This is a genomic window from Pseudomonas sp. C11 (genome assembly GCF_034683865.1).
Lineage (GTDB): Bacteria > Pseudomonadota > Gammaproteobacteria > Pseudomonadales > Pseudomonadaceae > Aquipseudomonas.
Genome location: NZ_JAWIIP010000006.1, coordinates 162,568 through 185,743, shown reverse-complemented (window position 1 = coordinate 185,743; position 23,176 = coordinate 162,568). Strand labels below are relative to the sequence as shown.

General features: G+C 63.8%; 21 protein-coding genes and 1 pseudogene. 18 read left to right on the top strand and 4 right to left on the bottom strand.

Annotated elements, in window-relative coordinates; genetic code table 11:
- Positions 1-9 precede the first annotated feature (9 nt).
- A complete protein-coding gene (locus VC352_RS11945; protein WP_322979774.1) occupies positions 10-825 on the bottom strand; it encodes a rhodanese-like domain-containing protein in 816 nt (271 codons plus the stop codon).
- Between the two features lie 65 nt (positions 826-890).
- Positions 891-2,414 (bottom strand): HDOD domain-containing protein, encoded by a 1,524-nt coding sequence (locus tag VC352_RS11940; RefSeq protein ID WP_322979773.1) that lies wholly within the window; start codon positions 2,412-2,414, stop codon positions 891-893.
- Between the two features lie 119 nt (positions 2,415-2,533).
- Here VC352_RS11940 and motA point away from each other — a divergent pair, with 119 nt between their 5' ends.
- Positions 2,534-3,385: a flagellar motor stator protein MotA gene (motA, locus tag VC352_RS11935; protein WP_322979772.1), complete on the top strand. Its 852-nt coding sequence runs from the start codon at positions 2,534-2,536 to the stop codon at positions 3,383-3,385.
- 3 nt (positions 3,386-3,388) lie between these two features.
- Positions 3,389-4,420 carry a flagellar motor protein MotB gene (gene motB, locus VC352_RS11930; RefSeq protein WP_322979771.1) on the top strand — a complete coding sequence of 344 codons (1,032 nt, stop codon included), beginning with the start codon at positions 3,389-3,391 and terminating at the stop codon, positions 4,418-4,420.
- Here the strand turns inward: motB and rsgA are convergent.
- Positions 4,414-5,445 carry a small ribosomal subunit biogenesis GTPase RsgA gene (rsgA, locus tag VC352_RS11925; protein WP_322979770.1) on the bottom strand — a complete coding sequence of 344 codons (1,032 nt, stop codon included), beginning with the start codon at positions 5,443-5,445 and terminating at the stop codon, positions 4,414-4,416. The genes motB and rsgA overlap by 7 nt on opposite strands.
- A gap of 88 nt (positions 5,446-5,533) precedes the next feature.
- On the opposite strand from rsgA, the gene VC352_RS11920 reads away from it, so the two are divergent.
- Positions 5,534-6,328, top strand: coding sequence for a class I SAM-dependent methyltransferase (locus VC352_RS11920; RefSeq protein ID WP_322979769.1), 795 nt, complete (start codon positions 5,534-5,536; stop codon positions 6,326-6,328).
- A 31-nt stretch (positions 6,329-6,359) separates the two neighbouring features.
- Positions 6,360-6,902, top strand: a complete 543-nt coding sequence (gene orn, locus VC352_RS11915) for an oligoribonuclease (RefSeq protein ID WP_322979768.1) — start codon at positions 6,360-6,362, stop codon at positions 6,900-6,902.
- A gap of 43 nt (positions 6,903-6,945) precedes the next feature.
- On the opposite strand, the gene queG is transcribed toward orn, so the two are convergent.
- Positions 6,946-8,019 carry a tRNA epoxyqueuosine(34) reductase QueG gene (gene queG / locus VC352_RS11910; RefSeq protein ID WP_322979767.1) on the bottom strand — a complete coding sequence of 358 codons (1,074 nt, stop codon included), beginning with the start codon at positions 8,017-8,019 and terminating at the stop codon, positions 6,946-6,948.
- A gap of 61 nt (positions 8,020-8,080) precedes the next feature.
- On the opposite strand from queG, the gene VC352_RS11905 reads away from it, so the two are divergent.
- From VC352_RS11905 to VC352_RS25430, 14 genes and pseudogenes are all read left to right on the top strand, one after another.
- Positions 8,081-9,580: an NAD(P)H-hydrate dehydratase gene (locus VC352_RS11905; RefSeq protein ID WP_322979766.1), complete on the top strand. Its 1,500-nt coding sequence runs from the start codon at positions 8,081-8,083 to the stop codon at positions 9,578-9,580.
- On the top strand, positions 9,568-10,035 hold the full coding sequence (gene tsaE, locus VC352_RS11900) for a tRNA (adenosine(37)-N6)-threonylcarbamoyltransferase complex ATPase subunit type 1 TsaE (protein ID WP_322979765.1): 468 nt from the start codon (positions 9,568-9,570) through the stop codon (positions 10,033-10,035). Before VC352_RS11905 ends, tsaE begins: the two co-directional genes overlap by 13 nt.
- Before the next feature lie 10 nt (positions 10,036-10,045).
- Complete coding sequence (locus tag VC352_RS11895; RefSeq protein WP_322979764.1) at positions 10,046-11,476, top strand: N-acetylmuramoyl-L-alanine amidase; 1,431 nt, start codon at positions 10,046-10,048, stop codon at positions 11,474-11,476.
- A complete protein-coding gene (mutL, locus tag VC352_RS11890; protein WP_322979763.1) occupies positions 11,476-13,356 on the top strand; it encodes a DNA mismatch repair endonuclease MutL in 1,881 nt (626 codons plus the stop codon). Before VC352_RS11895 ends, mutL begins: the two co-directional genes overlap by 1 nt.
- 59 nt (positions 13,357-13,415) lie before the next feature.
- On the top strand, positions 13,416-14,387 hold the full coding sequence (gene miaA, locus VC352_RS11885; protein ID WP_322979868.1) for a tRNA (adenosine(37)-N6)-dimethylallyltransferase MiaA: 972 nt from the start codon (positions 13,416-13,418) through the stop codon (positions 14,385-14,387).
- A gap of 100 nt (positions 14,388-14,487) precedes the next feature.
- Entirely contained in the window at positions 14,488-14,748 is a 261-nt protein-coding gene (gene hfq / locus VC352_RS11880) for an RNA chaperone Hfq (protein WP_159970151.1), read from the top strand.
- A 13-nt stretch (positions 14,749-14,761) separates the two neighbouring features.
- Positions 14,762-16,063 carry a ribosome rescue GTPase HflX gene (gene hflX, locus VC352_RS11875; protein WP_322979762.1) on the top strand — a complete coding sequence of 434 codons (1,302 nt, stop codon included), beginning with the start codon at positions 14,762-14,764 and terminating at the stop codon, positions 16,061-16,063.
- Between the two features lie 97 nt (positions 16,064-16,160).
- Positions 16,161-17,330, top strand: coding sequence for an FtsH protease activity modulator HflK (gene hflK / locus VC352_RS11870; RefSeq protein WP_322979761.1), 1,170 nt, complete (start codon positions 16,161-16,163; stop codon positions 17,328-17,330).
- Positions 17,330-18,199, top strand: coding sequence for a protease modulator HflC (gene hflC / locus VC352_RS11865; protein WP_322979760.1), 870 nt, complete (start codon positions 17,330-17,332; stop codon positions 18,197-18,199). Before hflK ends, hflC begins: the two co-directional genes overlap by 1 nt.
- Before the next feature lie 127 nt (positions 18,200-18,326).
- Positions 18,327-18,512, top strand: coding sequence for a DUF2065 domain-containing protein (locus VC352_RS11860; protein WP_322979759.1), 186 nt, complete (start codon positions 18,327-18,329; stop codon positions 18,510-18,512).
- Between the two features lie 37 nt (positions 18,513-18,549).
- Positions 18,550-19,737, top strand: coding sequence for an ATP phosphoribosyltransferase regulatory subunit (locus tag VC352_RS11855; protein ID WP_322979758.1), 1,188 nt, complete (start codon positions 18,550-18,552; stop codon positions 19,735-19,737).
- A 56-nt stretch (positions 19,738-19,793) separates the two neighbouring features.
- Positions 19,794-21,089 (top strand): adenylosuccinate synthase, encoded by a 1,296-nt coding sequence (locus VC352_RS11850; protein WP_322979757.1) that lies wholly within the window; start codon positions 19,794-19,796, stop codon positions 21,087-21,089.
- A gap of 155 nt (positions 21,090-21,244) precedes the next feature.
- Positions 21,245-22,303: pseudogene (locus VC352_RS25435) on the top strand (HAMP domain-containing protein); the annotation flags it as partial.
- The gene (locus tag VC352_RS25430) at positions 22,277-23,161 is read left to right on the top strand and encodes a methyl-accepting chemotaxis protein (RefSeq protein WP_416340158.1); all 885 of its coding nucleotides are present in this window, start codon (positions 22,277-22,279) and stop codon (positions 23,159-23,161) included. The pseudogene VC352_RS25435 and the gene VC352_RS25430, both read left to right, overlap by 27 nt.
- Positions 23,162-23,176: the final 15 nt, after the last annotated feature.

The window sequence follows — 23,176 nt, the reverse complement described above, 5'->3', positions numbered from 1 at the left end:
CTTGAGGTTTCAGCGCTCGATCGGGGTGTCGGGCAGGTTGCCCCATTCCGACCAGGAGCCGGCGTAGGCCTTCACTCGGGGATAGCCGAGCGCCTTGGCGACGACGTAGGTAAAGCCCGAGCGGCGGTGGGTCTGACAGTGGGTGATCACTTCCTTGTCCGGGGTGATGCCGAGATCACGTAGAACCTCGGCGATATCGGCGCGGATGCGCAGGTCGCGCGCGGCATCCATGCCGGCGGTCCACTCGAAGTTGATGGCGCCCGGGATGTGGCCGGCACGCGCGGCGCTGACCTTCTCGCCGCGGTATTCGTCCGCGCCACGCGCATCCCATATGGCCAGGTCGGACGCACCGAGGCGCGCTTGCAGGTAAGCCCGCGTGGCGGTGGGCGCTTCGCTGAGGGTCAGTTGCACGGGGGTGTCGTGCACTGCCGGCACCTGCGTAGACAGGGGGCGGTTCTCGCCCATCCAGGCGCGCAGCCCGCCGTTGAGGAAGTGATGGCGCCTATGGCCGATCACATCCAGCAGCCAGATGAAACGCCCGGCCCAGCCACCGCCTTCATCGTCATAGACCACGTAGGTGGCGTCAGGTCGATGCCCCAGCTCGCTGAACAGCGCTTGCAACTGCTGCAGCTCCGGCACCAGACCGGGAGCTGGAGTTTGTCCGAATTGGGTGCGCTTGCTGTCGACCCAGCGGGCGCCCGGAATATGCCCCTCGGCATAGCGCGCGGCGCTGCTCAGGTCGACCAGAATCAGTTCTGCTGAGTCCAGGCGGGCGGCAAGATCGGCTGGTTCGATGACCAGCGGCAGCGTGGCGAAGGCGGACATGGAGCCTCCTCGATTGGAAAGCTGGGGATTGTAGCGGAAAGCCCGGATGCAGGTGCTCTCTGCCGTCAGCGCGGGCGCTTGGCAAAATGGCTCAGCGCGCGCTCGATGCACTGCACCGTCTTGGTGAAGGCCTGCAGGCTGATGTCGTTGAACGCTCGTCCGCCCTGATCGGCGGCAACCAGCATGACCACACGGCCGTTGCTGGCAATCGAGCGCAGCAACAGATGTTCGCTGGGGAACAGGGCTTTTAGGCTACCCGGCAGCAGTGCCGAATACTGCGCCGCATTCTCCGGGCTCAGGCGCAGTTGCCCGGGTTGGGCAAGCAGGCGCCGGAGGATCTGGCTATTGCTCGGATCCAGGCTCAGAGCCAGGGCGGCTTTATCCAGGCCGGCTATCTGCTGAACTTGCAGGCGGCTGTGTTGGCGGTCGGCGAGGAGCAGGAGCACGCGCTGCATGCCGCAGTCCTGTAGCGCGTCGCGGGCGCAGGCGGTCAGTTGCAGCACGTTGGGGAAGTCGCTGGGCTCGGCGAGCAGGCGCTTGCAGTGCTGGCGCCAGGTCTCCAGCGCCGGTGGTGTTGAGGGGCGTTCTGCGGCTTTGCTGGGGCGCAGGCGGCGCGCCGACCAGGGCCAGAGCAGCGACTGCGCCGGATGCCAGAGGGCCGGGTCATGAAGCAGGCGGGCGCTGCTGACGGCGTGCTGGTGCACTTCCTGCTGCACCTCGCTCAGTGGTATCTGCAAATACAGGCCTACCAGACGCTGCCAACGCAGGCTGTGGTCGGTGTTCCAGGCCTGGTGCGCCGACACGGCCAGGCCATTGGCCAGCAGCACGCAGTTGCCGGGATGGGTGAGCCAGTGACGCAAGGGGACGTTGGCGTCCAGCATCTGCTGTTGGTGCAGCGGGTGTTCGTTGTCGCGCGCGATGTGCAGCGCCTTGACCAGTTGCCGCCGGTCGCGCGCCAGCAACTGATAGCTGCGCACGATCCATTCCGGTAGGCGCCAGCGCTCGGCCAGCTTCAGGCACAGTTGAATCAGGGGCACGCCGAGAAGCTCGCGCTCGACCTTGGCCGGCGCTTCGCCCTTGACCAGTACACGCTGTTCCCAGGTTTCGAAGAGCTGTGGGTATTTGCCGAGCAGTGGCCACAAGGGGGCGAGAAACAGCAGGCTGCAACCATGCAGCTCACTCCAGAGCCGCGCCAGGCGTGAGCCGAACAGGCCGCGTGCCTGCTGGCTGGCATGGCGGCTGATCAGCAGGATCTGCCGCAGCGCCAGGGGAATCTCTGCCTCGGGGAGCGCCGGTGTCTGCGCCAGCAGGGCTTCACAGCGTTTCAGGCCCAGGCGTGCCAGCGCGATCTCCAGGCTGTCCGCGGGTTCGCTCAGGCTGCTGGTGGACTGATTGGCCTCGCGCAGCACTTGCAGGGCGAAGGTGGGGCAGAGTTCGATCTGGTCGGCGATGTCGCGCCAGTTCTTGCGCCCGTCGCTGAGCGTACGACGCAGGCGAGTGTGCTGTTCCTGCTCGATTGGCAGGCACAGTTGGCCCAGCTGTTGCAACCAGGCATCGAGACTGCGTGGCATGGGCGTGGTGATCGGCATGGTGAAGTTGAGCCAAACTGGCTTTTGACCTTAACTGGCTATAGTCTGGCGTATAAGTTCCGATAATTAGAAGAGCTGTTTTTAATAACCCGTTTTCCTGGCTCTACAAGCGTTCCTTTATGGCAAAAATCATAGGCATCATCGTCGTTTTCGGCTGCGTATTCGGCGGGTTCATATTGTCTGGTGGTCAGTTGATGGCCCTGGTGCATCCCTTCGAAGTCATGATCATCGGCGGTGCGGCGTTGGGTGCGTTCCTGCAGTCCAACCCGGGCAGCATGTTCATGCTGGTGTTCAAGAAGTCGCTGAGCATGTTCGGCACGCGCTTCACCCACACCTATTACCTCGAGGTGCTCAAGCTGCTCTACGAGATCCTCAACAAGAGCCGGCGCGAAGGCATGATGGCCATCGAGGCCGACGTCGAGGATCCGAACGCCAGCCCGATCTTCAGCAAATACCCCGGTGTGCTCAAGGATGCGCGGATGACCGCGTTCATCTGCGACTACCTGCGCATCATGTCGTCCGGCAACATGGCGCCGCATGAGCTCGAGGGCCTGTTCGACATGGAGCTGGCCAGCCTCAAGGAAGAACTGGAGCACCCGGCCCATGCGGTGGCCAAGGTCGCTGACGGTATGCCGGCGATGGGGATCGTGGCAGCGGTACTGGGTATCGTGATCACCATGTCGATCCTGGCCGAGGCGGACAACGCGCAGATCGGTGAAAAGGTCGGTACCGCGCTGGTCGGTACCTTCCTCGGCATTCTCGCGTCCTACGGCTTCTTCGGCCCGCTGTCGGCGGCGCTGGAGCATGACGCCAAGGAAGAGGTGAACCTCTACGAAGCGATCAAGGCCAGCCTGGTGGCTTCGGCTTCGGGCATGCCGCCGAGCCTGGCGGTGGAGTTCGGTCGCAAGGTGCTGTACCCGGCGCATCGTCCGAGCTTCAGCGAGCTCGAACAGGCCATGCGCGGCAGCTAAGCGATGGAAAACAACCAACCCATCATCGTCAAACGGGTCAAGAAGACCGCTGGCGGGCACCATGGCGGTGCCTGGAAGATCGCCTTCGCCGACTTCGCCACGGCCATGATGGCGTTCTTTCTGGTGATGTGGCTGATGTCTTCGGCCACGCCGGAGCAGAAGCGCGCGATCTCCGGCTACTTCCAGGATCCGATCGGCTTCACCGAAAGCGCCAGCCCCTACGCCATCGATCTGGGAGGCACGCCGACTCCGGCACCGGAGCGCACCCTTAATCCGGACATCTCCGAAACGCCGGAAAGCCAGCCGGACGAGACAGCGGTGAGTGCCGATCAGGTCGAGACCCTGGCTGACAAGATGGAGCGCGAGCGTCTGGAGCTTTTGCTGCAGGAACTGCAGAACAAGGTCGAGGAAAATCCGGAGCTGCAACGCTTCAAGGATCAGATCCTGTTCGAGATCACCCAGGATGGCTTGCGCATTCAGATCATGGATGCGGCGAACCGGCCGATGTTCGCCCTCGGCAGTGCCGAGCTGCAGCCCTACTTCGAAGACATCCTGCTGGCCATGGCCGATACCATCAAGGCAGTGCCGAACAAGATCAGCGTCAGCGGCCATACCGACGCCAAGCCGTTTTCCGGGCGCGGAGATTTCGGCAACTGGGAGCTATCGGCCAACCGTGCCAATGCTGCGCGGCGTACGCTGGTCGCCGGTGGCTACCCGGACGAGCAGGTGGCACGCGTGGTGGGTTATGCCTCGTCGGCGTTGTTCGACCGCGAAGATCCGCTCAATCCGGTCAACCGCCGTATCGATATCGTCGTGCTGACCAAGCGTGCCCAGCGCGACATCGAGGGTGAGCAGGGTGGTGACACACCGCCCGCCGAGGATGGTGCGGCACCAGATGCACCCGCTGGCGCGGGCGGCGCCGCGCCGGCCAGTGGCGCGCCTGATGCTGACGCCTTGCCGGCGGATCAGTTGCGCCAGCGGCTGAATATCTTCGAGAGCAGCAAGAGCCCGCTCGACCAACTCAATCGTCAGTAATCGTCTTCGGGCAGGCTGGCGATGATGTGACGGTAGCTGGCCATGCGCTGCGGCTGAACGCGGCCGTCCTCCAGCGCCTGCAGCAGCGCACAGCCGGGTTCGCGGTCATGCTTGCAGTCGCGGAAGCGGCAGCGGCCGAGCAGGTCGTGGAATTCGATGAAGCCTGCCTCCACGTCATCACGGCTGACATGGCCGAGGCCGAACTCGCGGATGCCGGGGGAGTCGATCAACTGACCGCCGCCGGGGAAGTGGAACAAACGGGCCGTTGTGGTGGTGTGAGTGCCCTTGCCGGTCAGTTCCGACAGTGCGCCCACGCGGGTGTCGACGCCTGGTAGCAGGCCGTTGACCAACGACGACTTGCCCACGCCGGACTGGCCGACGAAGACGCTGACGTGGCCGTCCAGGCGTTTCTTCAGTTGCTCCATGCCGTCGCCCTGGTGGGCCGATACTTCCAGCAGCGTATAGCCGAGCTGGCGATAGACGCCGAGCAGGGCATTGAGTGCCTGGCTGTTGCCGGCATCGATCAGGTCGGCCTTGTTCAGCAGCAGCAGCGGTTCGATACCGGCGTGCTCGGCTGCGACCAGGTAGCGGTCGATCAGATTGGCGTGCGGCTCGGGCAGTGGCGCGAAGACGATGACGATCTGGTCGACGTTGGCGGCCACCGGTTTCAGTTGGCCGCGCATGTCCGGGCGGCACAGCTCGGTGTTGCGCGGCAGTTGCGCGACGATCACGCCATCGCCCTGATTGCCTGCGCGCCAGACCACCTGATCGCCGGTCACCAGTGCCGGCAGGTTGGCGCGCAGGTGGCAGCGAAACACCTGGCCGATGCTTTCGCCCTGCAGCGCCTCGACCTCCACCTGAACGCCAAAGTGAGCGATCACCAGGCCGGTTTGCTCCGGGCCCAGGTCGCCACCTTCCAGTGCCTCGACGGCCCGCGATTCGCGTTTGGCGGCGCGGGCAGCGCGCTCGCCCTGGATCTTTTCGATGCGCCAGCTCTGGCGGCGGTTGAGTTGGCGTTTGGCCATGGAGCATCCGGGTGGTGGAGTGTCGGTCGCGGCGAGTTTAGCATGGCGGCTCGCTGCCCATTCGCTCTCCTCCCGCCTGGACTGCACCATGCACAACGACGCACATTCAGCCTTCATTCGCTTACCGCTATTGCGCGCGCTGCTGGCGCAGGGCATCGCGCTCGCGCTGGTGGTGGTGACGGTCTATCTGCTGGCGCTGCTGCCGTGGCGACTGTCGCTGTTCTCGGTGGCCTTGCTGCAGGGGGCGCTGGCAGCGCTGGTGGGCTGGCGCCTGGGGCTGTCGCGCTGGTGGTCATGGATCAACTTCGCCTTCCTGCCGGCGCTGTTCGTGGCGCAGCAGGTCGGGTTGCCGGGCTGGGTCTACCTGCTGGGCTTCGTCGTGTTGCTGCTGGTCAACTGGAACAGCCTGCGCGAGCAGGTGCCGCTGTATCTGACGGGGCGCCGCGCGCAACAGCAACTGCAGCTGTTCTTGAGTGAGTGCGAGCCGCCGTTGCGTTTCGTCGACCTGGGGTGCGGCACCGCCGGCACCTTGCTGGCGCTGGCACGACGCTTCCCGCGCGGGCAGTTCGTCGGGGTGGAGACCGCGCCACTGGTATTTCTTTGCGCGTGGCTGCGCTGTCTGCTGCAGGACAACTGCCAGATTCGCTACGTCAGCCTTTGGCAGGTGGATCTGGCGGCATTCGATGTCGTCTATTGCTTTCTCTCTCCGGTGCCCATGCCGCGCCTGTGGGCCAAGGCGCAAGCCGAGATGCAGCCGGGGAGCTGGCTGATCAGCAACAGCTTCGAAATTCCCGGTGTGCCGACTGATCGTGCACTCGCCATCAACGAAGGGCGGCAGACTCAGTTGCTGCTCTGGCAGATGAAGGGTGTGGATATCCGCTAAACTGGGCGCCTGAGCCAAGGAGCCTCCCATCATGCAGAACCCCAACAACCTGATCTGGATCGACCTGGAAATGACCGGCCTGGAGCCGGAGCACGATGTGATCATCGAAATGGCCACCATCGTTACCGATAGTGGGCTGAACGTGCTGGCCGAAGGCCCGGTGATCGCCGTCCACCAGAGCGACGAAACCCTGGCCGGCATGGATGAGTGGAACACCCGTACCCATGGCCAGAGCGGTCTGACCCAGCGTGTGCGCGAAAGCCGCATCGACACCGCGGCGGCCGAAGCGCAGACCATCGCCTTCCTCGAGCAGTGGGTGCCGAAAGGCAAGTCTCCGATCTGCGGCAACAGCATCGGCCAGGATCGACGCTTCCTCTACAAGTACATGCCGGCGCTGGAAGCCTACTTCCACTACCGCTACCTGGACGTGTCGACACTGAAGATTCTCGCCGGCATGTGGGCGCCCGAGGTAAAGGACAGCTTCCAGAAAACCGCCACTCACCAGGCACTGGACGATATCCGTGAGTCCATCGCCGAGCTGCGGCATTACCGCCAGCACTTCCTCAAGGTGTGAATGAGCGAGCACGGCGTGTCATGCGTGCCGGGCTATAAGGCCTCTACTTGCTGCTGATTTTCTCATGCTGGTTGAGCGCCCACTGCACATGCTCGCGCACCAGCTCCGAGGGATGCTCGCGGCGCGCCTTGAGCGCCTCCAGCACCGCGATGGTCGAGGGTGCATTGCCCAGGCCCACAGCCAGGTTACGCAGCCAGCGCTCATAGCCGGCACGGCGCAGTGGCGAGCCCTCGGTGCGGCTGAGGAACTCATCTTCCGTCCATAGAAACAGTTCGGCCAGGCCTGCATTGTCCAGGCCGTGGCGCGGCTGGAAGTCGCCCTGTTCGGTCGGTCGGGCGAAACGGTTCCACGGGCAGACGATCTGGCAGTCGTCGCAGCCGAACACGCGATTGCCGATGGGCGCGCGCAACTCCTCTGGGATCGGGCCCTTGAGCTCGATGGTCAGGTAGGAAATGCAGCGCCGTGCATCCAGGCGATAAGGCCCGGTGAAGGCGTCGGTCGGGCAGATGTCCAGGCAGGCGCTACAGCGGCCGCAGTGTTCGCTGCCATGTGCGGCGTCCACCGGTAGCGGCAGGTCGACGAACAGTTCGCCGAGAAAGAACCAGCTCCCAGCCTTGCGGTTGAGCACCAGGGTGTTCTTGCCGATCCAGCCGAGCCCGGCCTTCTCGGCAATGGCCTTTTCCAGCACCGGGGCGCTGTCGACGAAGGCGCGATAACCGAATGGGCCGATGGTCTGCTGAATGCGCTCGGCCAGTTGCTGCAGGCGCTTGCGGATCAGCTTGTGATAGTCGCGGCCCAGGGCATAGCGGGAAATATAGGCCTGCTCGGGCTGGGTCAGGCGCTGGCTCATCTGCGTGTCGCCGGGCAGGTAGTCCATGCGCAGCGACACCACGCGTAGGGTGCCCGGCACCAGTTCGTCCGGGCGCGAACGCTTGCTGCCGTGGGCCGCCATGTAGTCCATCTCGCCCTGGAAGCCGGCGTCCAGCCAGCGCTGCAGGTGCGCTTCGTGCTCACCCAACTGCACATCGGCGATGCCGACCTGCTGGAAGCCTAGCTCGCGTCCCCAGTCCTTGATGGACTGTGCCAGGGTATCGAGGTCGAGGTTGGATAAGGACATGGGGCGGGCGCGGACGGTGGAGGTGCGTATAATTCTGCCAGACATCCGCCGCGAGCGAGCCATGCATCCGCAATCCACGTCCTTACCTTGCAGCCTGCACAGTGCCGAACAGGTACGTCAGCTCGATGCTCAGTTGATCGCCGCCGGCACGCCCGGCTTCGAACTGATGACCCGTGCCGCCCATGCTGCCTGGCGTGCGCTACGCAGGCGCTGGCCCGACGCGGGTGAGCTCACCGTGTTCGCCGGCTGCGGCAATAACGCGGGTGATGGCTACCTGATCGCCGCGCTGGCGCAGCGTGCCGGCTGGCGTGTGCGTGTGTTGGCTGTCGGCGATCCTGCTCGGCTGGCTGGCGACGCTGCGCTGGCGCGTGATGAGGCCGTGGCGGCGGGCGTGCAGGTGCTGGCCTGGCGTGCCGATCTGCCTCAGGCGGGTGTCGTGGTCGACGCGTTACTGGGCACTGGCCTCAGTGGTGTCGTGCGTGAGCCTTATGTCGCAGCCATCGCCGCCATCAACGCCAGTGGTCTGCCGGTGCTGGCGGTAGACATTCCATCCGGCCTGCATGCCGATACCGGTGCCGTGCTCGGCAGCGTGGTGCGCGCGCAACTGACGGTGACCTTCATTGCTTTGAAGATCGGCCTGCTGACGGGCGAAGGGCCAGCCTGCACCGGTACGTTGCAGTTCGATGATCTCCAGGGTGACCCCGATTTGCTGGCACAGGCGCCGAGTGTGGCGCAGCGATTGGACGTTGGCGTGTTGCCGCGTCTGGCGCCGCGCTCGCCTACCACGCACAAGGGCCAGTGCGGCCATGTGCTGGTGGTTGCAGGCGACTTGGGGATGGGCGGCGCGGGGCTGCTCAGCGCGGAAAGTGCGCTGCGTGCCGGTGCCGGCCTGGTGTCATTGGCGACCCGCAGCGAGCATGTTGCGGCGGCCCTGGTTCGCCGGCCGGAAGTCATGACCCAGGGCATGCTCTCCGCCAATCAGTTGCTGCCGTTGGCGCAGCGCGCCGATGTCGGCGTGGTTGGGCCCGGCCTGGGGCAGGGCGCCTGGAGCCTCGGCCTGCTGTCGGTGATGGCCGCCACCGAGATGCCGCAGGTGTGGGACGCTGACGCGCTCAATCTGCTGGCCGCCGGGCGTTGTCGCGCCCCGGTGCTCGGGGTGATCACGCCGCATCCGGGGGAGGCGGCACGTCTGCTGGGGATCTCTACCGCCGAGGTGCAGTCCGACCGTCCGGACGCCGCCCGCCAATTGGCTGCACGTTATGGCCTGGTTGTCGTGCTCAAGGGCGCCGGCAGCCTCATTGCCGCGCCTGATGGTCGCCTGGCGCTCTGTGATCGCGGGCATCCCGCCATGGCCGGAGCCGGGCTGGGCGATGTGCTGGCCGGTCTGATCGGTGCGTTGCTGGCGCAAGGCATGCAGCCTTTTGAGGCCGCGTGCCTGGCCGTATGGCTGCATGCCAGCGCCGGTGAGCAACTGGGCGCACAGGGGCGCGGCCTGGCAGCGGCTGATCTGCCGACAACCATTCGTCTATTACTGGAGGAGTTCTGTCCTTGTCTGAATTGAGGCTGCAGGCCGCCGACGAGGCGTCCATGCTGGAGCTGGGAGCGCGCCTGGCCGAGGTCAGTGGTGGCGTCGGTATCATCTACCTGCACGGTGATCTCGGCGCCGGCAAGACCACGCTGTCACGCGGCATTCTGCGCGGCCTGGGGCATGCCGGGGCGGTCAAGAGCCCGACCTTCACCCTGGTCGAGCCCTACGAGATCGGCGATGTGCGAGCCTTTCACTTCGACCTGTATCGCCTGGTCGATCCGGAGGAACTGGAGTTTCTCGGCATTCGCGATTACTTCGAAGGCGATGCCTTGTGCCTGATCGAGTGGCCCCAGCGTGGTGCGGGCGTTTTGCCAAAGCCGGACATGGACATTACCATTAGCCCCCAAGCGAGCGGCCGCTCGCTATTGCTGCAAGGGCATGGGGCACGCGGGGATGCCTGGTGCAACGCGCTGGCCAGCAAGATATAGAGAAGATTCGATGGGGTTGGTTATGCGCATAGGCGCGCTGGTTACCGCTGTGATGCTGTTGTGGGCGGCCCTGGCTGCCGAGGCGTTGGCTGCTTCCGATGTGCGCAGCGTGCGTCTGTGGCGCGCGCCGGACAACACCCGCCTGGTATTCGATCTGTCCGGCCCGGTTCAGCACAGCGTGTTCACGCTCGCCGCGCCGGATCGCATCGTCATCGACATCTCCGGAGCCAAGCTGGCGACCAACCTCGAACAGCTTTCGCTTGCCAATACCCCGATCACCAGCATCCGCTCGGCGCAGCGTGATGCGGATAACCTGCGCGTGGTGATCGATCTTTCCGCCGCGGTCACGCCGAAAAGCTTCTCCCTGGCGCCGAATCAGCAATATGGCAATCGCCTGGTCGTCGATCTGTTCGATCAGCCCAGTGCGGCAGCATCGGCTACGCAGCCTCCGACCCCGGCGGCCAGCGAGCCACCACTGCCGGTGACCCCGACCCAGGCACCGCCAAAACTCACCCCTGTGCCCAGCGGCAAGCGTGACATCGTCATCGCCATCGATGCCGGACACGGCGGTGAGGATCCGGGCGCGCTGGCTCCGGTCAAGGGGCAATACGAGAAGAACGTGACCCTGGCCATCGCCAAGGAACTGCAGCGGCAGATCAATGCCGAGAAGGGTTTCCGGGGTGAGTTGGTGCGCACCGGGGACTACTTCATCCCGCTGCGCAAACGCACCGAGATCGCCCGCAAGAAGGGCGCTGACCTGTTCGTCTCCATCCATGCCGATGCCGCGCCGCGTTCGTCTGCGTTCGGCGCCTCGGTGTATGCGTTGTCCGAGCGCGGCGCCACCTCGGAAACCGCGCGCTGGCTGGCCGACGCCGAAAACCAGTCCGACCTGATTGGCGGCGCTGGCAACGTCAGCCTCGATGACAAGGACAAGATGCTCGCCGGGGTGCTGCTGGATCTGTCCATGACCGCGTCGCTGACATCCAGCTTGAACGTTGGCCAGAAAGTTCTGAACAACGTCGGCCGCGTCACGCCGCTGCACAAACGGCGTGTCGAGCAGGCCGGCTTCATGGTGCTCAAGTCGCCTGATATTCCCTCGATCCTGGTGGAAACCGGCTTCATTTCCAACCCTAATGAAGCCAAGAAGCTGCACAGCTCCGGTCACCAGCAGGCGCTGGCGCGTTCCATCACCAGCGGGGTCAAGCAGTTCTTTCACGAGAATCCGCCACCAGGAACGTACGTCGCCTGGCTGCGTGACGAGGGCAAGCTGGCCATCGGCCCGCGCGAGCATCGGGTGTCGTCCGGTGAAAGCCTGGCGCTGATCGCTCAGCGTTATCAGGTCAGCTTGTCGGCCCTGCGCAGCGCCAACAACCTCAATAGTGACGTGATCAAGGTCGGCCAGACCCTGCAGATTCCTGCCACTGCGCTGGCTGCTCAATGATGGGTGAACCAAGCCGCATCCGCCTGCTGACTCCGCGCCTGGCCAACCAGATCGCCGCCGGTGAGGTCGTCGAACGCCCGGCCTCGGTCGCCAAGGAGTTGCTGGAAAACAGCCTGGACTCCGGTGCCCGGCGTATCGATGTCGAAGTCGAGCAAGGTGGCGTCAAGCTGCTCAAGGTGCGTGACGATGGCAGTGGCATTGCCCCGGATGACCTGCCGCTGGCGCTGGCGCGTCATGCCACCAGCAAGATTCGTGAACTGGAAGACCTCGAGGCTGTGCTCAGTATGGGCTTTCGTGGTGAGGCGCTGGCTTCGATCAGCTCGGTGTCGCGCCTGACCCTGACTTCCCGCACGGCCGATGCCGAGCAGGCCTGGCAGGTCGAGACCGAAGGACGCGACATGGAGCCGCGTGTGCAGCCCGCGGCGCATCCAGTCGGCACCTCGGTGGAAGTGCGAGACCTGTTCTTCAATACCCCGGCGCGGCGCAAGTTCCTGCGCGCCGAGAAAACCGAATTCGATCACCTGCAGGAAGTGATCAAGCGCCTGGCCCTGGCGCGTTTCGATGTGGCCTTCCATCTGCGCCACAACGGCAAGACCGTGTTCGCTCTGCATGAGGCGGGTGATGAAATGACCCGCGCGCGGCGTGTGGCTTCGGTCTGCGGCCCGGCCTTTCTCGAACAGGCGTTGCCCATCGAGATCGAACGTGGCGGCCTGCGTTTGTGGGGCTGGGTCGGGTTGCCGACCTTCTCACGCAGCCAGGCGGATTTGCAGTATTTCTATGTCAACGGCCGCATGGTGCGCGACAAGCTGGTCGCCCATGCCGTGCGTCAGGCCTATCGCGACGTGCTGTTCAACGGTCGGCACCCGACCTTCGTGCTCTTTCTCGAGATCGACCCGAGCACGGTCGACGTCAACGTGCACCCGACCAAGCACGAAGTGCGCTTCCGCGACAGCCGCATGGTGCACGACTTCCTCTACGGCACCCTGCACCGGGCGCTGGCTGATGTGCGTCCTGAGGATCAGGTCGCGGCGCCGACTACCGTGGCGCCCATGGTGCGTGCAACCGGTGCGGCAGCGGGCGAGTTCGGTCCGCAGGGTGAAATGGGGCTTGCCGCCAGTGTGCTGGAGGCTCCAATGGCCAATCCGCAGCCAGCGTGGCGAGGTGCTGGTGCCGGCTACCAGGCGCCGACCAGCAATCCGGGCGTCCCGGCTGCCGAGGCGCAGGCGGCTTACCGGGATTATTACGCACCGCTGCCCACGGCTCCGGTGCAGGCCTTGCCCCAGGAGCAGGGGGACATACCGCCGCTGGGCTATGCGGTGGCGCAGCTCAAGGGCGTCTACATCCTGGCTGAGAACGCCCAGGGCATGGTCGTGGTGGACATGCACGCCGCGCACGAACGGATCACCTACGAGCGCCTGAAGCAGGCAATGGCCTGCGAGGGCTTGCGCGGCCAGCCGCTGCTGGTGCCGGAGTCGATTGCCTTGAGTCAGCGCGAGGCCGATTGTGCCGAGGAGCACGCCGATTGGTTCCAGCGCCTCGGCTTCGAGCTGCAGCGTCTGGGTGAGGAAAGCCTGGCGATTCGTCAAATTCCGGCGTTGCTCAAGCAGGCACAGGCCACCCAGCTGGTGCGCGATGTGCTTGCCGACCTGCTCGAGTACGGCACCAGTGACCGCATCCAAGCCCACCTCAACGAGTTGCTGGCGACCATGGCCTGCCACGGTGCCGTGCGTGCCAATCGGCGGCTGACTCTGCCGGAAATGAACGCACTGCTGCGCGACATGGAACAGACCGAGCGTAGCGGTCAGTGCAACCACGGGCGCCCGACCTGGACGCAGCTGAGCATGGATCAGCTCGACAAATTGTTCATGCGCGGCCAGTAAGTGAGCTACTGAGGCCCTGTCGTCAGGGCTTCTTCCTTTTCGTGTTTCGAGTCATGCCGATGTCTTCCCTTCCTCCCGCAATCTTTCTGATGGGGCCCACCGCCGCCGGCAAGACCGACTTGGCGCTGGAGCTCGCGCGCGTGCTGCCGTGCGACCTGATCAGCGTTGATTCGGCGTTGGTCTATCGGGGCATGGACATCGGCACGGCCAAGCCGGACAAGGCTGTCCTCGCCGAATTTCCCCATGCCCTGATCGATATCCTCGATCCGACGCAAAGCTACTCGGCTGCCGATTTCCGCGCCGATGCCCTGGCGGCGATGGCGCAAAGCACCGCGCGCGGCCGCATCCCGCTGCTGGTGGGCGGCACCATGCTGTATTACAAGGCCTTGCTCGAAGGACTGGCCGACATGCCCAGCGCCGATCCGCTCGTGCGTGCCGAACTGGAGTCGCGCGCAGCGGTGGAGGGTTGGGAGGCGCTGCATCGTGAGTTGGCCGAGGTCGATCCCGAGTCGGCGGCGCGCATCCACCCCAATGATCCACAGCGGCTGGTGCGGGCGCTGGAGGTGTATCGCGTCAGCGGTCTGAGCATGAGCGAGCACCGTCGGCGACAGCAGGCTGGAAACCCCGACTCAGACACGCTCGGTTCAGGACAATTGCCCTATACTGTTGCGCAGCTTGCTATCGCTCCGGTCGAACGGCAGATTCTGCATTCACGTATCGCGCAACGTTTTCACGCGATGCTGGAACAGGGCTTCATCGAAGAGGTCGAAGCCTTGCGCGAGCGAAGTGACTTGCATGCGGGATTGCCGTCTATACGAGCGGTGGGCTATCGCCAGGTCTGGGAGTATCTGGATGGCGGGCTGTCCCGGGCAGAAATGACCGAACGCGGCATCATCGCGACGCGTCAGTTGGCCAAGCGTCAATTCACCTGGTTGCGTGGCTGGGGCGATCTGCAGTGGCTGGACAGCCTGGCCTGCGACAATCTGTCTCGCGCCTTGAAATACCTGGCGAGCGTCTCCATATTGGAATGAGACCTTGCCGCTTGCCGTCTATCCTAGAAGATGGGCGACCTGAAGCCATTGTTCACCTACTAAAACTATTGAAATTTGATCCTCGAAAGGAGTGCGGCACATGTCAAAAGGGCATTCGCTACAAGACCCTTACCTCAATACCCTGCGTAAGGAACGCGTCCCGGTTTCCATCTATCTGGTCAACGGCATCAAGCTGCAGGGCCAGATCGAATCTTTCGACCAGTTTGTCATTCTGCTGAAGAACACCGTCAGCCAGATGGTCTACAAACATGCCATTTCCACCGTCGTGCCGAGCCGTCCGGTTCGTCTGCCCAGCGCAGGTGATTCCGAGCAGGGCGAGGGTGATCTGGGTAACGCCTGATTAGGGGGCTGCATTGTTCTTCGAACGTCATGAAGGCGGTGAACGGGCCATTCTGGTGCATCTGGAGGGCCAGGACTCCGAGGCGAGCGAAGATCCCCAGGAGTTTCAGGAACTGGCCATGTCGGCAGGCGCTGACATGGCCGCTTTCTTCAGTGTCCCCAGTACTCGATTAACCGCGAAATACCTCATCGGTAGCGGCAAGGTCGAAGAGCTGCGTGATCAGGTCAAGGCCCTCGAGGCTGATCTGGTCATCTTCAATCACACCCTCACGCCCAGTCAGGAACGCAACCTCGAACGCGCTTTCGAGTGTCGTGTGCTCGATCGCACCGGGTTGATTCTCGATATCTTCGCCCAGCGTGCGCGTACCCACGAAGGCAAACTGCAGGTGGAGCTGGCTCAGCTCGACCACATGAGCACGCGCCTGGTACGTGGCTGGACTCACCTCGAGCGGCAGAAGGGCGGTATTGGTCTGCGTGGCCCGGGTGAAACCCAGCTGGAGACCGACCGTCGGCTGTTGCGCGTGCGTATTCGCCAGATCAAGCAGAAGCTGGAAAAGGTGCGCAGCCAGCGTGAGCAGGCGCGCCGCGGGCGCAAGCGTGCGGACATTCCATCGGTTTCGCTGGTGGGTTACACCAACGCCGGCAAGTCCACGCTGTTCAATGCCCTGACCACTTCAGAGGTATACGCGGCCGATCAGTTGTTCGCCACGCTCGATCCGACCTTGCGTCGCCTCGAGCTGGATGATCTCGGGCCGATCGTTCTGGCCGATACCGTGGGCTTCATTCGTCATTTGCCGCACAAGCTGGTCGAGGCCTTCCGCGCTACGCTGGAAGAGTCGAGCAATTCCGACCTGCTGTTGCACGTGATCGATGCCCATGAGCCCGAGCGCATGGCGCAGATCGAACAGGTGCAGAACGTCCTGCAGGAAATCGGCGCTCATGAGCTGCCGATGCTCGAGGTATACAACAAGCTGGATTTGTTGGAAGGTGTCGAGCCACAGATCCAGCGTGATGGTGACGGCAAGCCGGTGCGTGTCTGGCTGTCGGCGCGTGAAGGGCGTGGGTTGGACTTGCTGCGACAGGCAGTGGCAGAGCTGCTCGGTGACGATCTTTTCGTCGGCACCTTGCAGTTGCCGCAGCGGTTGGGGCGCTTGCGAGCGCAGTTCTTCGCTCTCGGAGCGGTGCAGAACGAAGGGCATGATGAACAGGGGCAGAGTCTGTTGTCGGTAAGGCTGCCGAGGGTTGAGCTCAATCGTCTGGTGAGTCGTGAAGGTTTGGAGCCACAGGCGTTCATCGAGCAACATACTTTGCAATAAAGCCTGGGACGCTTGCTTTGCTGTCGATACAGGGCTTTGGGTAGCATTGGCCGGCGCGCCGTGGGCGCGCCTTCGCTTTATCAGTACGGAGAACGCTATGGCTTGGAATGAGCCGGGTGGAAACTCGAACAATCAAGACCCTTGGGGCGGCCGCAAAAAAGGCGGTGGTCGGCAGGGCCCGCCAGACCTCGACGAAGCGTTCCGCAAGTTGCAAGAGAGCCTCAACGGCTTGTTCGGCGGTGGCAAGAAGCAGAACGACGGCGACTCCGGTCGCAGTGGCGGCGGTGGCTTCGGCCTGCTGCTGGTCGGCCTCGGCCTGCTGGCCGTGATCTGGCTGTACAGCGCCATTTATGTCGTCGACGAGCAGGAGCAGGCCGTGGTGCTGCGCTTCGGCAAGTACCATGAGACCGTCGGCCCGGGCCTGAACATCTACTTCCCGCCGTTCGATCGCAAGTATCAGGAGAACGTCACCCGCGAGCGTGCCTACAGCAAGCAGGGGGCGATGCTCACCGAGGACGAGAACATCATCGAGGTGCCGCTGACGGTGCAGTACCGCATCAGCAACCTGAAGGATTTCGTCCTCAACGTTGATCAGCCCGAGGTCAGCCTGCAGCACGCTACCGACAGTGCCGTGCGTCACGTGGTTGGTTCCACCGAGATGGATCAGGTGCTCACCGAAGGTCGTGAGCTGATGGCCAGCGAGGTGCGTGAGCGCCTGCAGCGCTTCCTCGACAACTACGCCACGGGTATCACCGTCACTCAGGTCAACATCCAGAGTGCGGCTGCGCCGCGTGAAGTGCAGGAAGCCTTCGACGACGTGATTCGTGCGCGTGAAGACGAGCAGCGTGAGAAGAACCAGGCCGAGTCCTATGCCAACGGTGTGATTCCAGAGGCGCGCGGCCAGGCGCAGCGCATGCTGGAAGAGGCCAACGGTTATCGTGATGAGGTCATTGCCCGTGCTCAGGGTGAGGCTGACCGCTTCACCAAGCTGGTGACCGAGTACCGCAAGGCACCCGAGGTCACTCGCGAGCGCCTGTACCTCGACACCATGCAGGAGCTGATGAGCAACACCAGCAAGGTGCTGGTCACCGGCGACAAGGGGCAGAACAACCTGCTCTATCTGCCGCTGGACAAGATGATCGACAGCCGTGCCGGTTCCTCCAGCGCCAGCCCAGTGGGCGGCACTGGTAACATGGCCAGCGATCCAGCCGTACCTGCGAGCAGCGATCTGTCCCAACGTAACCTGCGTAGCCGGGAGAGCCGTTGATGAGCAACAAGTCCCTGATCGGCCTGATCGTGGCCGTGGTTCTGGCCCTGGTGGCATGGAACAGTTTCTACATCGTGGCGCAGACCGAGCGTGCGGTATTGCTGCAGTTCGGCCGTGTGGTCAATCCTGACGTGCAACCGGGTCTTCATATGAAGATCCCTTACGTCAACCAGGTGCGCATCTTCGATGGTCGCCTGCTGACGCTGGACTCGACGTCCTCGCGCTTCCTCACCCTGGAGAAGAAGGCGCTTATGGTCGATGCCTATGCCAAGTGGCGAGTGAAGGATGCCGAGCGTTTCTACCAGGCAACCTCCGGTATGAAGCAAGTGGCTGACGAGCGCCTGGCGCGCCGTCTCGAGGCATCGCTGCGTGACCAGTTCGGTAAGCGCACCCTGCACGAGTCGGTGTCGGGTGAGCGTGATGCACTGATGGCGGACGTGACCGCAACCCTCAATCGTGCTGCCGAGCGTGAGCTGGGTATCGAGGTGGTGGATGTACGGGTGAAGGCCATCGATCTGCCGCGCGAGGTCAACCGCAGTGTGTTCGAGCGCATGAGCACCGAGCGTGAGCGTGAGGCGCGTGAGCATCGTGCCAAGGGCCGTGAGCTGGCTGAGGGTATCCGTGCCGATGCTGACCGTCAGCGCCGTGTTCTGATCGCCGAGGCTTATCGCCAGTCGGAAGAATTGCGCGGTGATGGTGACGCCCAGGCAGCTGCCATCTATGCCAAGGCCTATGGTCAGGATCAGGAGTTCTATGGCTTCTATCGCAGCCTGAAAGCCTACCGCGAGAGCTTCGCCGACAAGCGTGACGTGCTGGTGCTCGACCCGAGCAGCGACTTCTTCCGTTATCTGGAGAAGTCCAAGCCCTGAGCTCGTCTAGATAGCGACAAGTGACGCCTGGCGTTCACTTGTCGCTTCAAGCTTGTGGCCTGAATGTTTTAGCGTGGTATCATGCGGCAGCCGGGAAAATCCCGGCTTTTTTGCGTCTGTGGGAATCATGTGGCAGGAACTCGGCATCGCGCTGCGTCTGGTACTGGTGCTGGAAGGTATCCTGCCCTTCCTCTATCCGCGCCAATGGCGTGGAGCGGTTGTATTGGCAGCTCGCCTGCCCGACCGCCGACTGCGCCTGATGGGGCTGACCAGCATGTTGCTGGGAACAGCGCTCCTTTATTTGCTTCACTGAAGGCTTGTGCCGCCCGGATCGAGAGGGGAATGGCGAAATGGCAACGGTAGACCGCTGGCTGCTGCCAGATGGCATCGAAGAAGTACTGCCGCCGGAGGCGGCGCGCATCGAGGCAGCCCGCCGTCAGGTGCTGGATCTGTTTCAACGCTGGGGTTACGAGTTCGTCGTCACTCCGCATATCGAATACCTGGAATCCTTGCTGACCGGTGCCGGACAGGATCTCGACCTGCGTACCTTCAAGGTGACCGACCCGTTATCGGGGCGGCAGATGGGCTTTCGTGCCGATATCACGCCGCAGGTGGCGCGCATCGACGCGCACACCCTGCGTCGCGAAGGGCCGAGCCGTCTGTGCTATGCCGGTAGCGTGCTGCACGCCAAACCGCGCGCGCTGACCACCTCGCGCAGCCCGATCCAGCTGGGCGCCGAGCTGTATGGCGATGCCAGCCCGGCCAGCGATATCGAAGTGATCAGCCTGCTGGTGGAAACCCTGGAGCTGGCGGTCGTACCTGATGTGCACATGGATCTCGGGCATGTCGGCATCTACCGCGGCCTGGCGCAGGCTGCCGGACTTTCCGGCGAGGCCGAGCAGCAGCTGTTCGATGCGCTGCAGCGCAAGGCCATGGATGAGATCGAGGCGCTGACCTCGGGCTTGCCTGCAGGTCTCGGCAGCATGCTGCGTTCGCTGGCTGAACTCTGTGGCGGCCGCGAAGTGCTGGATCTGGCGCAAGCCGCTCTGGTCGAGGCACCGGAGGCCGTGCACGCCGCGCTGGACGAGCTGATGGCGATCGCCGATGCGCTGGAGTTGCGTTATCCCGAGCTGCCGCTGTATTTCGATCTGGGTGAGTTGCGTGGCTACAACTACCACACGGGCGTGGTGTTCGCCGCGTTCGTGCCGGGCGAGGGTGGTGCCATCGCTCAGGGTGGTCGTTACGACGATACCGGTGCCGTTTTCGGGCGCGCCCGCCCGGCGACCGGCTTCTCCACCGACCTGAAGACCCTGGTGACCCTGGGTGATATGCGTCTGGACGAAACGGTCAGCGGTGTCTGGGCGCCGGACAATCATGATCTCTATCTGTGGCAGGCCGTTCGTCATCTGCGTGGTGAGGGCGAGCGCGTGGTACAGGCGCTGCCCGGGCAGAGCGAGGCGGACGCGCGCGAAGCGGGCTGTGACCGCCTGCTGACGCTGCGCGATGGACGTTGGCAGGTGGCGCCCCTGGCGTCCTGAATTCATTTTCGCCGGCCCGTAGCCGGCATCGAAGCTTGCGCGAAGAGGACAAGTTTATGGGTAAGAATGTCGTCGTCCTGGGCACCCAGTGGGGTGATGAGGGCAAGGGCAAGATCGTCGATCTGCTCACCGAGCAGGCCGCCGCCGTGGTGCGTTATCAGGGCGGTCACAACGCTGGCCATACCCTGGTGATCGACGGTGAGAAAACCGTCCTGCACCTGATTCCGTCCGGCATCCTGCGTGAAGGCGTCGAGTGCCTGATCGGCAATGGCGTGGTTGTCGCCCCCGATGCTCTGATGCGCGAAATCACCAAGCTGGAAGAGAAGGGTGTGCCGGTGCGTGAGCGCCTGCGCATCAGCCCGGCTTGCCCGCTGATTCTGTCCTACCACGTGGCGCTGGACCAGGCGCGTGAGAAGGCGCGTGGCGACGCCAAGATCGGTACCACCGGTCGCGGTATCGGCCCGGCTTACGAAGACAAGGTCGCGCGTCGCGGTCTGCGCGTCGGCGATCTGTTCCACCGCGAGCGTTTCGCCGCCAAGCTGGGTGAGTTGCTGGACTACCACAACTTCCAGCTGGTCAATTTCTACAAAGAGCCGGCCATCGACTTCCAGAAAACCCTGGATGAGTGCATGGAGTACGCCGAACTACTCAAGCCGATGATGGCTGACGTGACAGCCGTGCTGCATGATCTGCGTCGTGAAGGCAAGGACATCATGTTCGAAGGTGCTCAGGGCTCCCTGCTGGACATCGACCACGGTACCTACCCCTACGTCACCAGCTCCAACACCACGGCTGGCGGCATCGCCACTGGCTCCGGTTTTGGCCCGCTGTACCTGGACTACATCCTTGGCATCACCAAGGCCTACACCACCCGTGTCGGTTCCGGTCCGTTCCCGACCGAGCTGTTCGACGACGTCGGTGCCTTCCTCGCCAAGCGCGGTCACGAGTTCGGTGCCACCACCGGTCGTGCTCGTCGTTGCGGCTGGTTCGATGCCGTGATCCTGCGTCGTGCCATCGAGATCAACAGCATCTCCGGCCTGTGCCTGACCAAGCTGGACGTGCTCGACGGTCTGGAAACCATCCGCATCTGCACCGGTTACAAGGATGCCAACGGCCAGGTGCTGGTCGATGCGCCGACCGATGCCGATAGCTATATCGGTCTGCAGCCGGTGTACGAGGAAATGCCGGGCTGGAGCGAGTCCACCCTGGGCGCCAAGAGCCTGGAAGAGCTGCCAGCCGCTGCTCGCGCCTACATCAAGCGCGTCGAAGAGCTGGTCGGTGCGCCGATCGACATCATCTCCACCGGCCCGGATCGCAACGAGACCATCGTCCTGCGTCATCCGTTCGCCTGATCGAGAACGCTCGATCCGCCAAAAGACCGCCTCCGGGCGGTCTTTTTGTTTCCGAATAACGGGCATGAAGCTTGCGTGCGCTCAATAAATCGTCAAAGTTGCCGTTATAGCGATCAGGTTCGTGAGGAGAGTCGTCAGTGTTCGCCATTATCTCGATGTTACGCAGTCGTCTGTTGCGTCCGGTGTTCATTGCGCTCGGCCTGGCCATGCTGGTGCAGGTGGGGTTGGCGGTGTGGTTGATGCGCGCCTCGGTGAACGACATGGTCGAGGATCTTGCCCAGCGCCTGGGAGGCGAAAGCCTGCGTCTGGGGCAGGAGTTGAACGTCGCACAGCAGGAAATGAGTCAGGGGCTCGCCGCGCTTTCGCAAAACACTCGCTCGCGTCTGGCTGAAGGGCTCACGACTCAGCTCAAGGGTGAGCAGGCGCAATTGCGCAGCGTGCTGGAGGGCAGTCTCAAACAGTCTGGTCAGTCTCTCGCACAACTGTTGGCTGGGGTTGCGCCCAAGTCGATCTGGGATCTCGATATCCCGGCATTGACTGCCCTGACCCGCATCGCACAGCAGGACCCAGCCGTGCTCTTCGCCGTCATCTACGATGCCGAGGGCAAGCGTTTGACGCGCAACTTCAATCGCAGCAATGAGCAGGTGCGCGCGCTGATCGCCGCGGGGCAGGGGGATTCGCCGCTCGACAAGCTGGTCGATGCCGCCTCGCATAGCCCGAACGTCTACATCGTCGAGGCGGACATCAATCCGATGGGAGCGTCCATCGGTAAGATTCAGATGGGGCTGTCGCTCGACGTGGTCGAGCGTGAGCTGCAGGCGCTCGATGGCCGTTTCAATACACTGGTCGATGGCGCTGGCAAGCTGGTCGACAGCAGCCTCTCGGGCGCTTCGGAGGAGGCCACGCGAACCCTGCGTGAGCGCCTGCAATCGGCTGAGCGTTACACCCAGGAGATGGCGCGTAACGGTGGGGAGTCGGTGCGCCAGGCGGCGGACGGCTTGCGCTGGAATATCGCGCTGGGTCTGCTCCTGGTTGGGGTGCTGGCGCTCGTGGTAGTGGCGCTCGTGCTGGGTTGGCGGGTACTGAGTCGTTTGCGTCTGCTCAGTGATGCGCTCAATGACCTTGCCGCCGGTGAAGGTGACCTGACCCGGCGGGTAGAGATTCACAGTCGGGACGAAGTGGGTGAGATGGCAAGTGCGGTCAACCGCTTCATGGACAAGCTGCAGCCCATCGTGCGCGAATCGGGCGAAGTGGCGCTGCGTACCGGCGAACAGATTCGCAGCCTGACCCAGCGCGGCGGCGCTGCCGAGTCGGCGGCTGGTCGTCAGCGTGACGAAGTGGCGGGATGCCTGCAGGCGCTGGAGCGGATGGCCGACGAAGCGCAGGCCGAGAGTCAGGCGATGCAGGAAGCGCTGCAGCGTGTGGAGACGATTCGTGCTGCGGCGCGCGAGAACGGCGCTATTGCTCAGCGCCTGTCTTCGCTGATCGAGGGGTTGGTGGCGCGGGTCGCGGACGGCTCTGCGGTGATCGAGCGTCTGGCCAAGCAGAGTGAGCAGATCGAGGTGGTGCTGACGGTGATTCAGTCCATCGCCGAGCAGACCAATCTGTTGGCCCTCAATGCCGCCATCGAAGCGGCGCGTGCCGGCGAAAGCGGTCGCGGCTTTGCCGTGGTGGCGGATGAGGTGCGCGCCCTGGCGAGCAAGACGCAGCAGTCGACCGGCGATATCCAGACCCACATCGTCGCGCTGCAGCGTGGGGCGCAGGAGGCGGTGGCCGCGATTGCTCAGGCGGGCGAGCAGGGCAGCGATGGGCTTGAGGTGCTGCGCGACAGTGCTCGTCTGCAGCAGTCGGTGCAGCAGTCGGTGGATGACGTGCATGGCGCCATCAATGCTGCGACTCAGGCGGCGGCTCATCAGGCAGAAGGTGCGGGGGCGGTGCGTGGGCGTGTCGAGGTCATTCACGCCGAAGCGCAGCATGCGGCCGAAGCCGTGGCAGCGATTGCCGGTAACGCGCGCGCACTGGATGAGCTGGCGGCACAACTGAAGGCGAGTCTGGGGCAGTTCAGGGTCTGAAACGGCAGCAGGCTA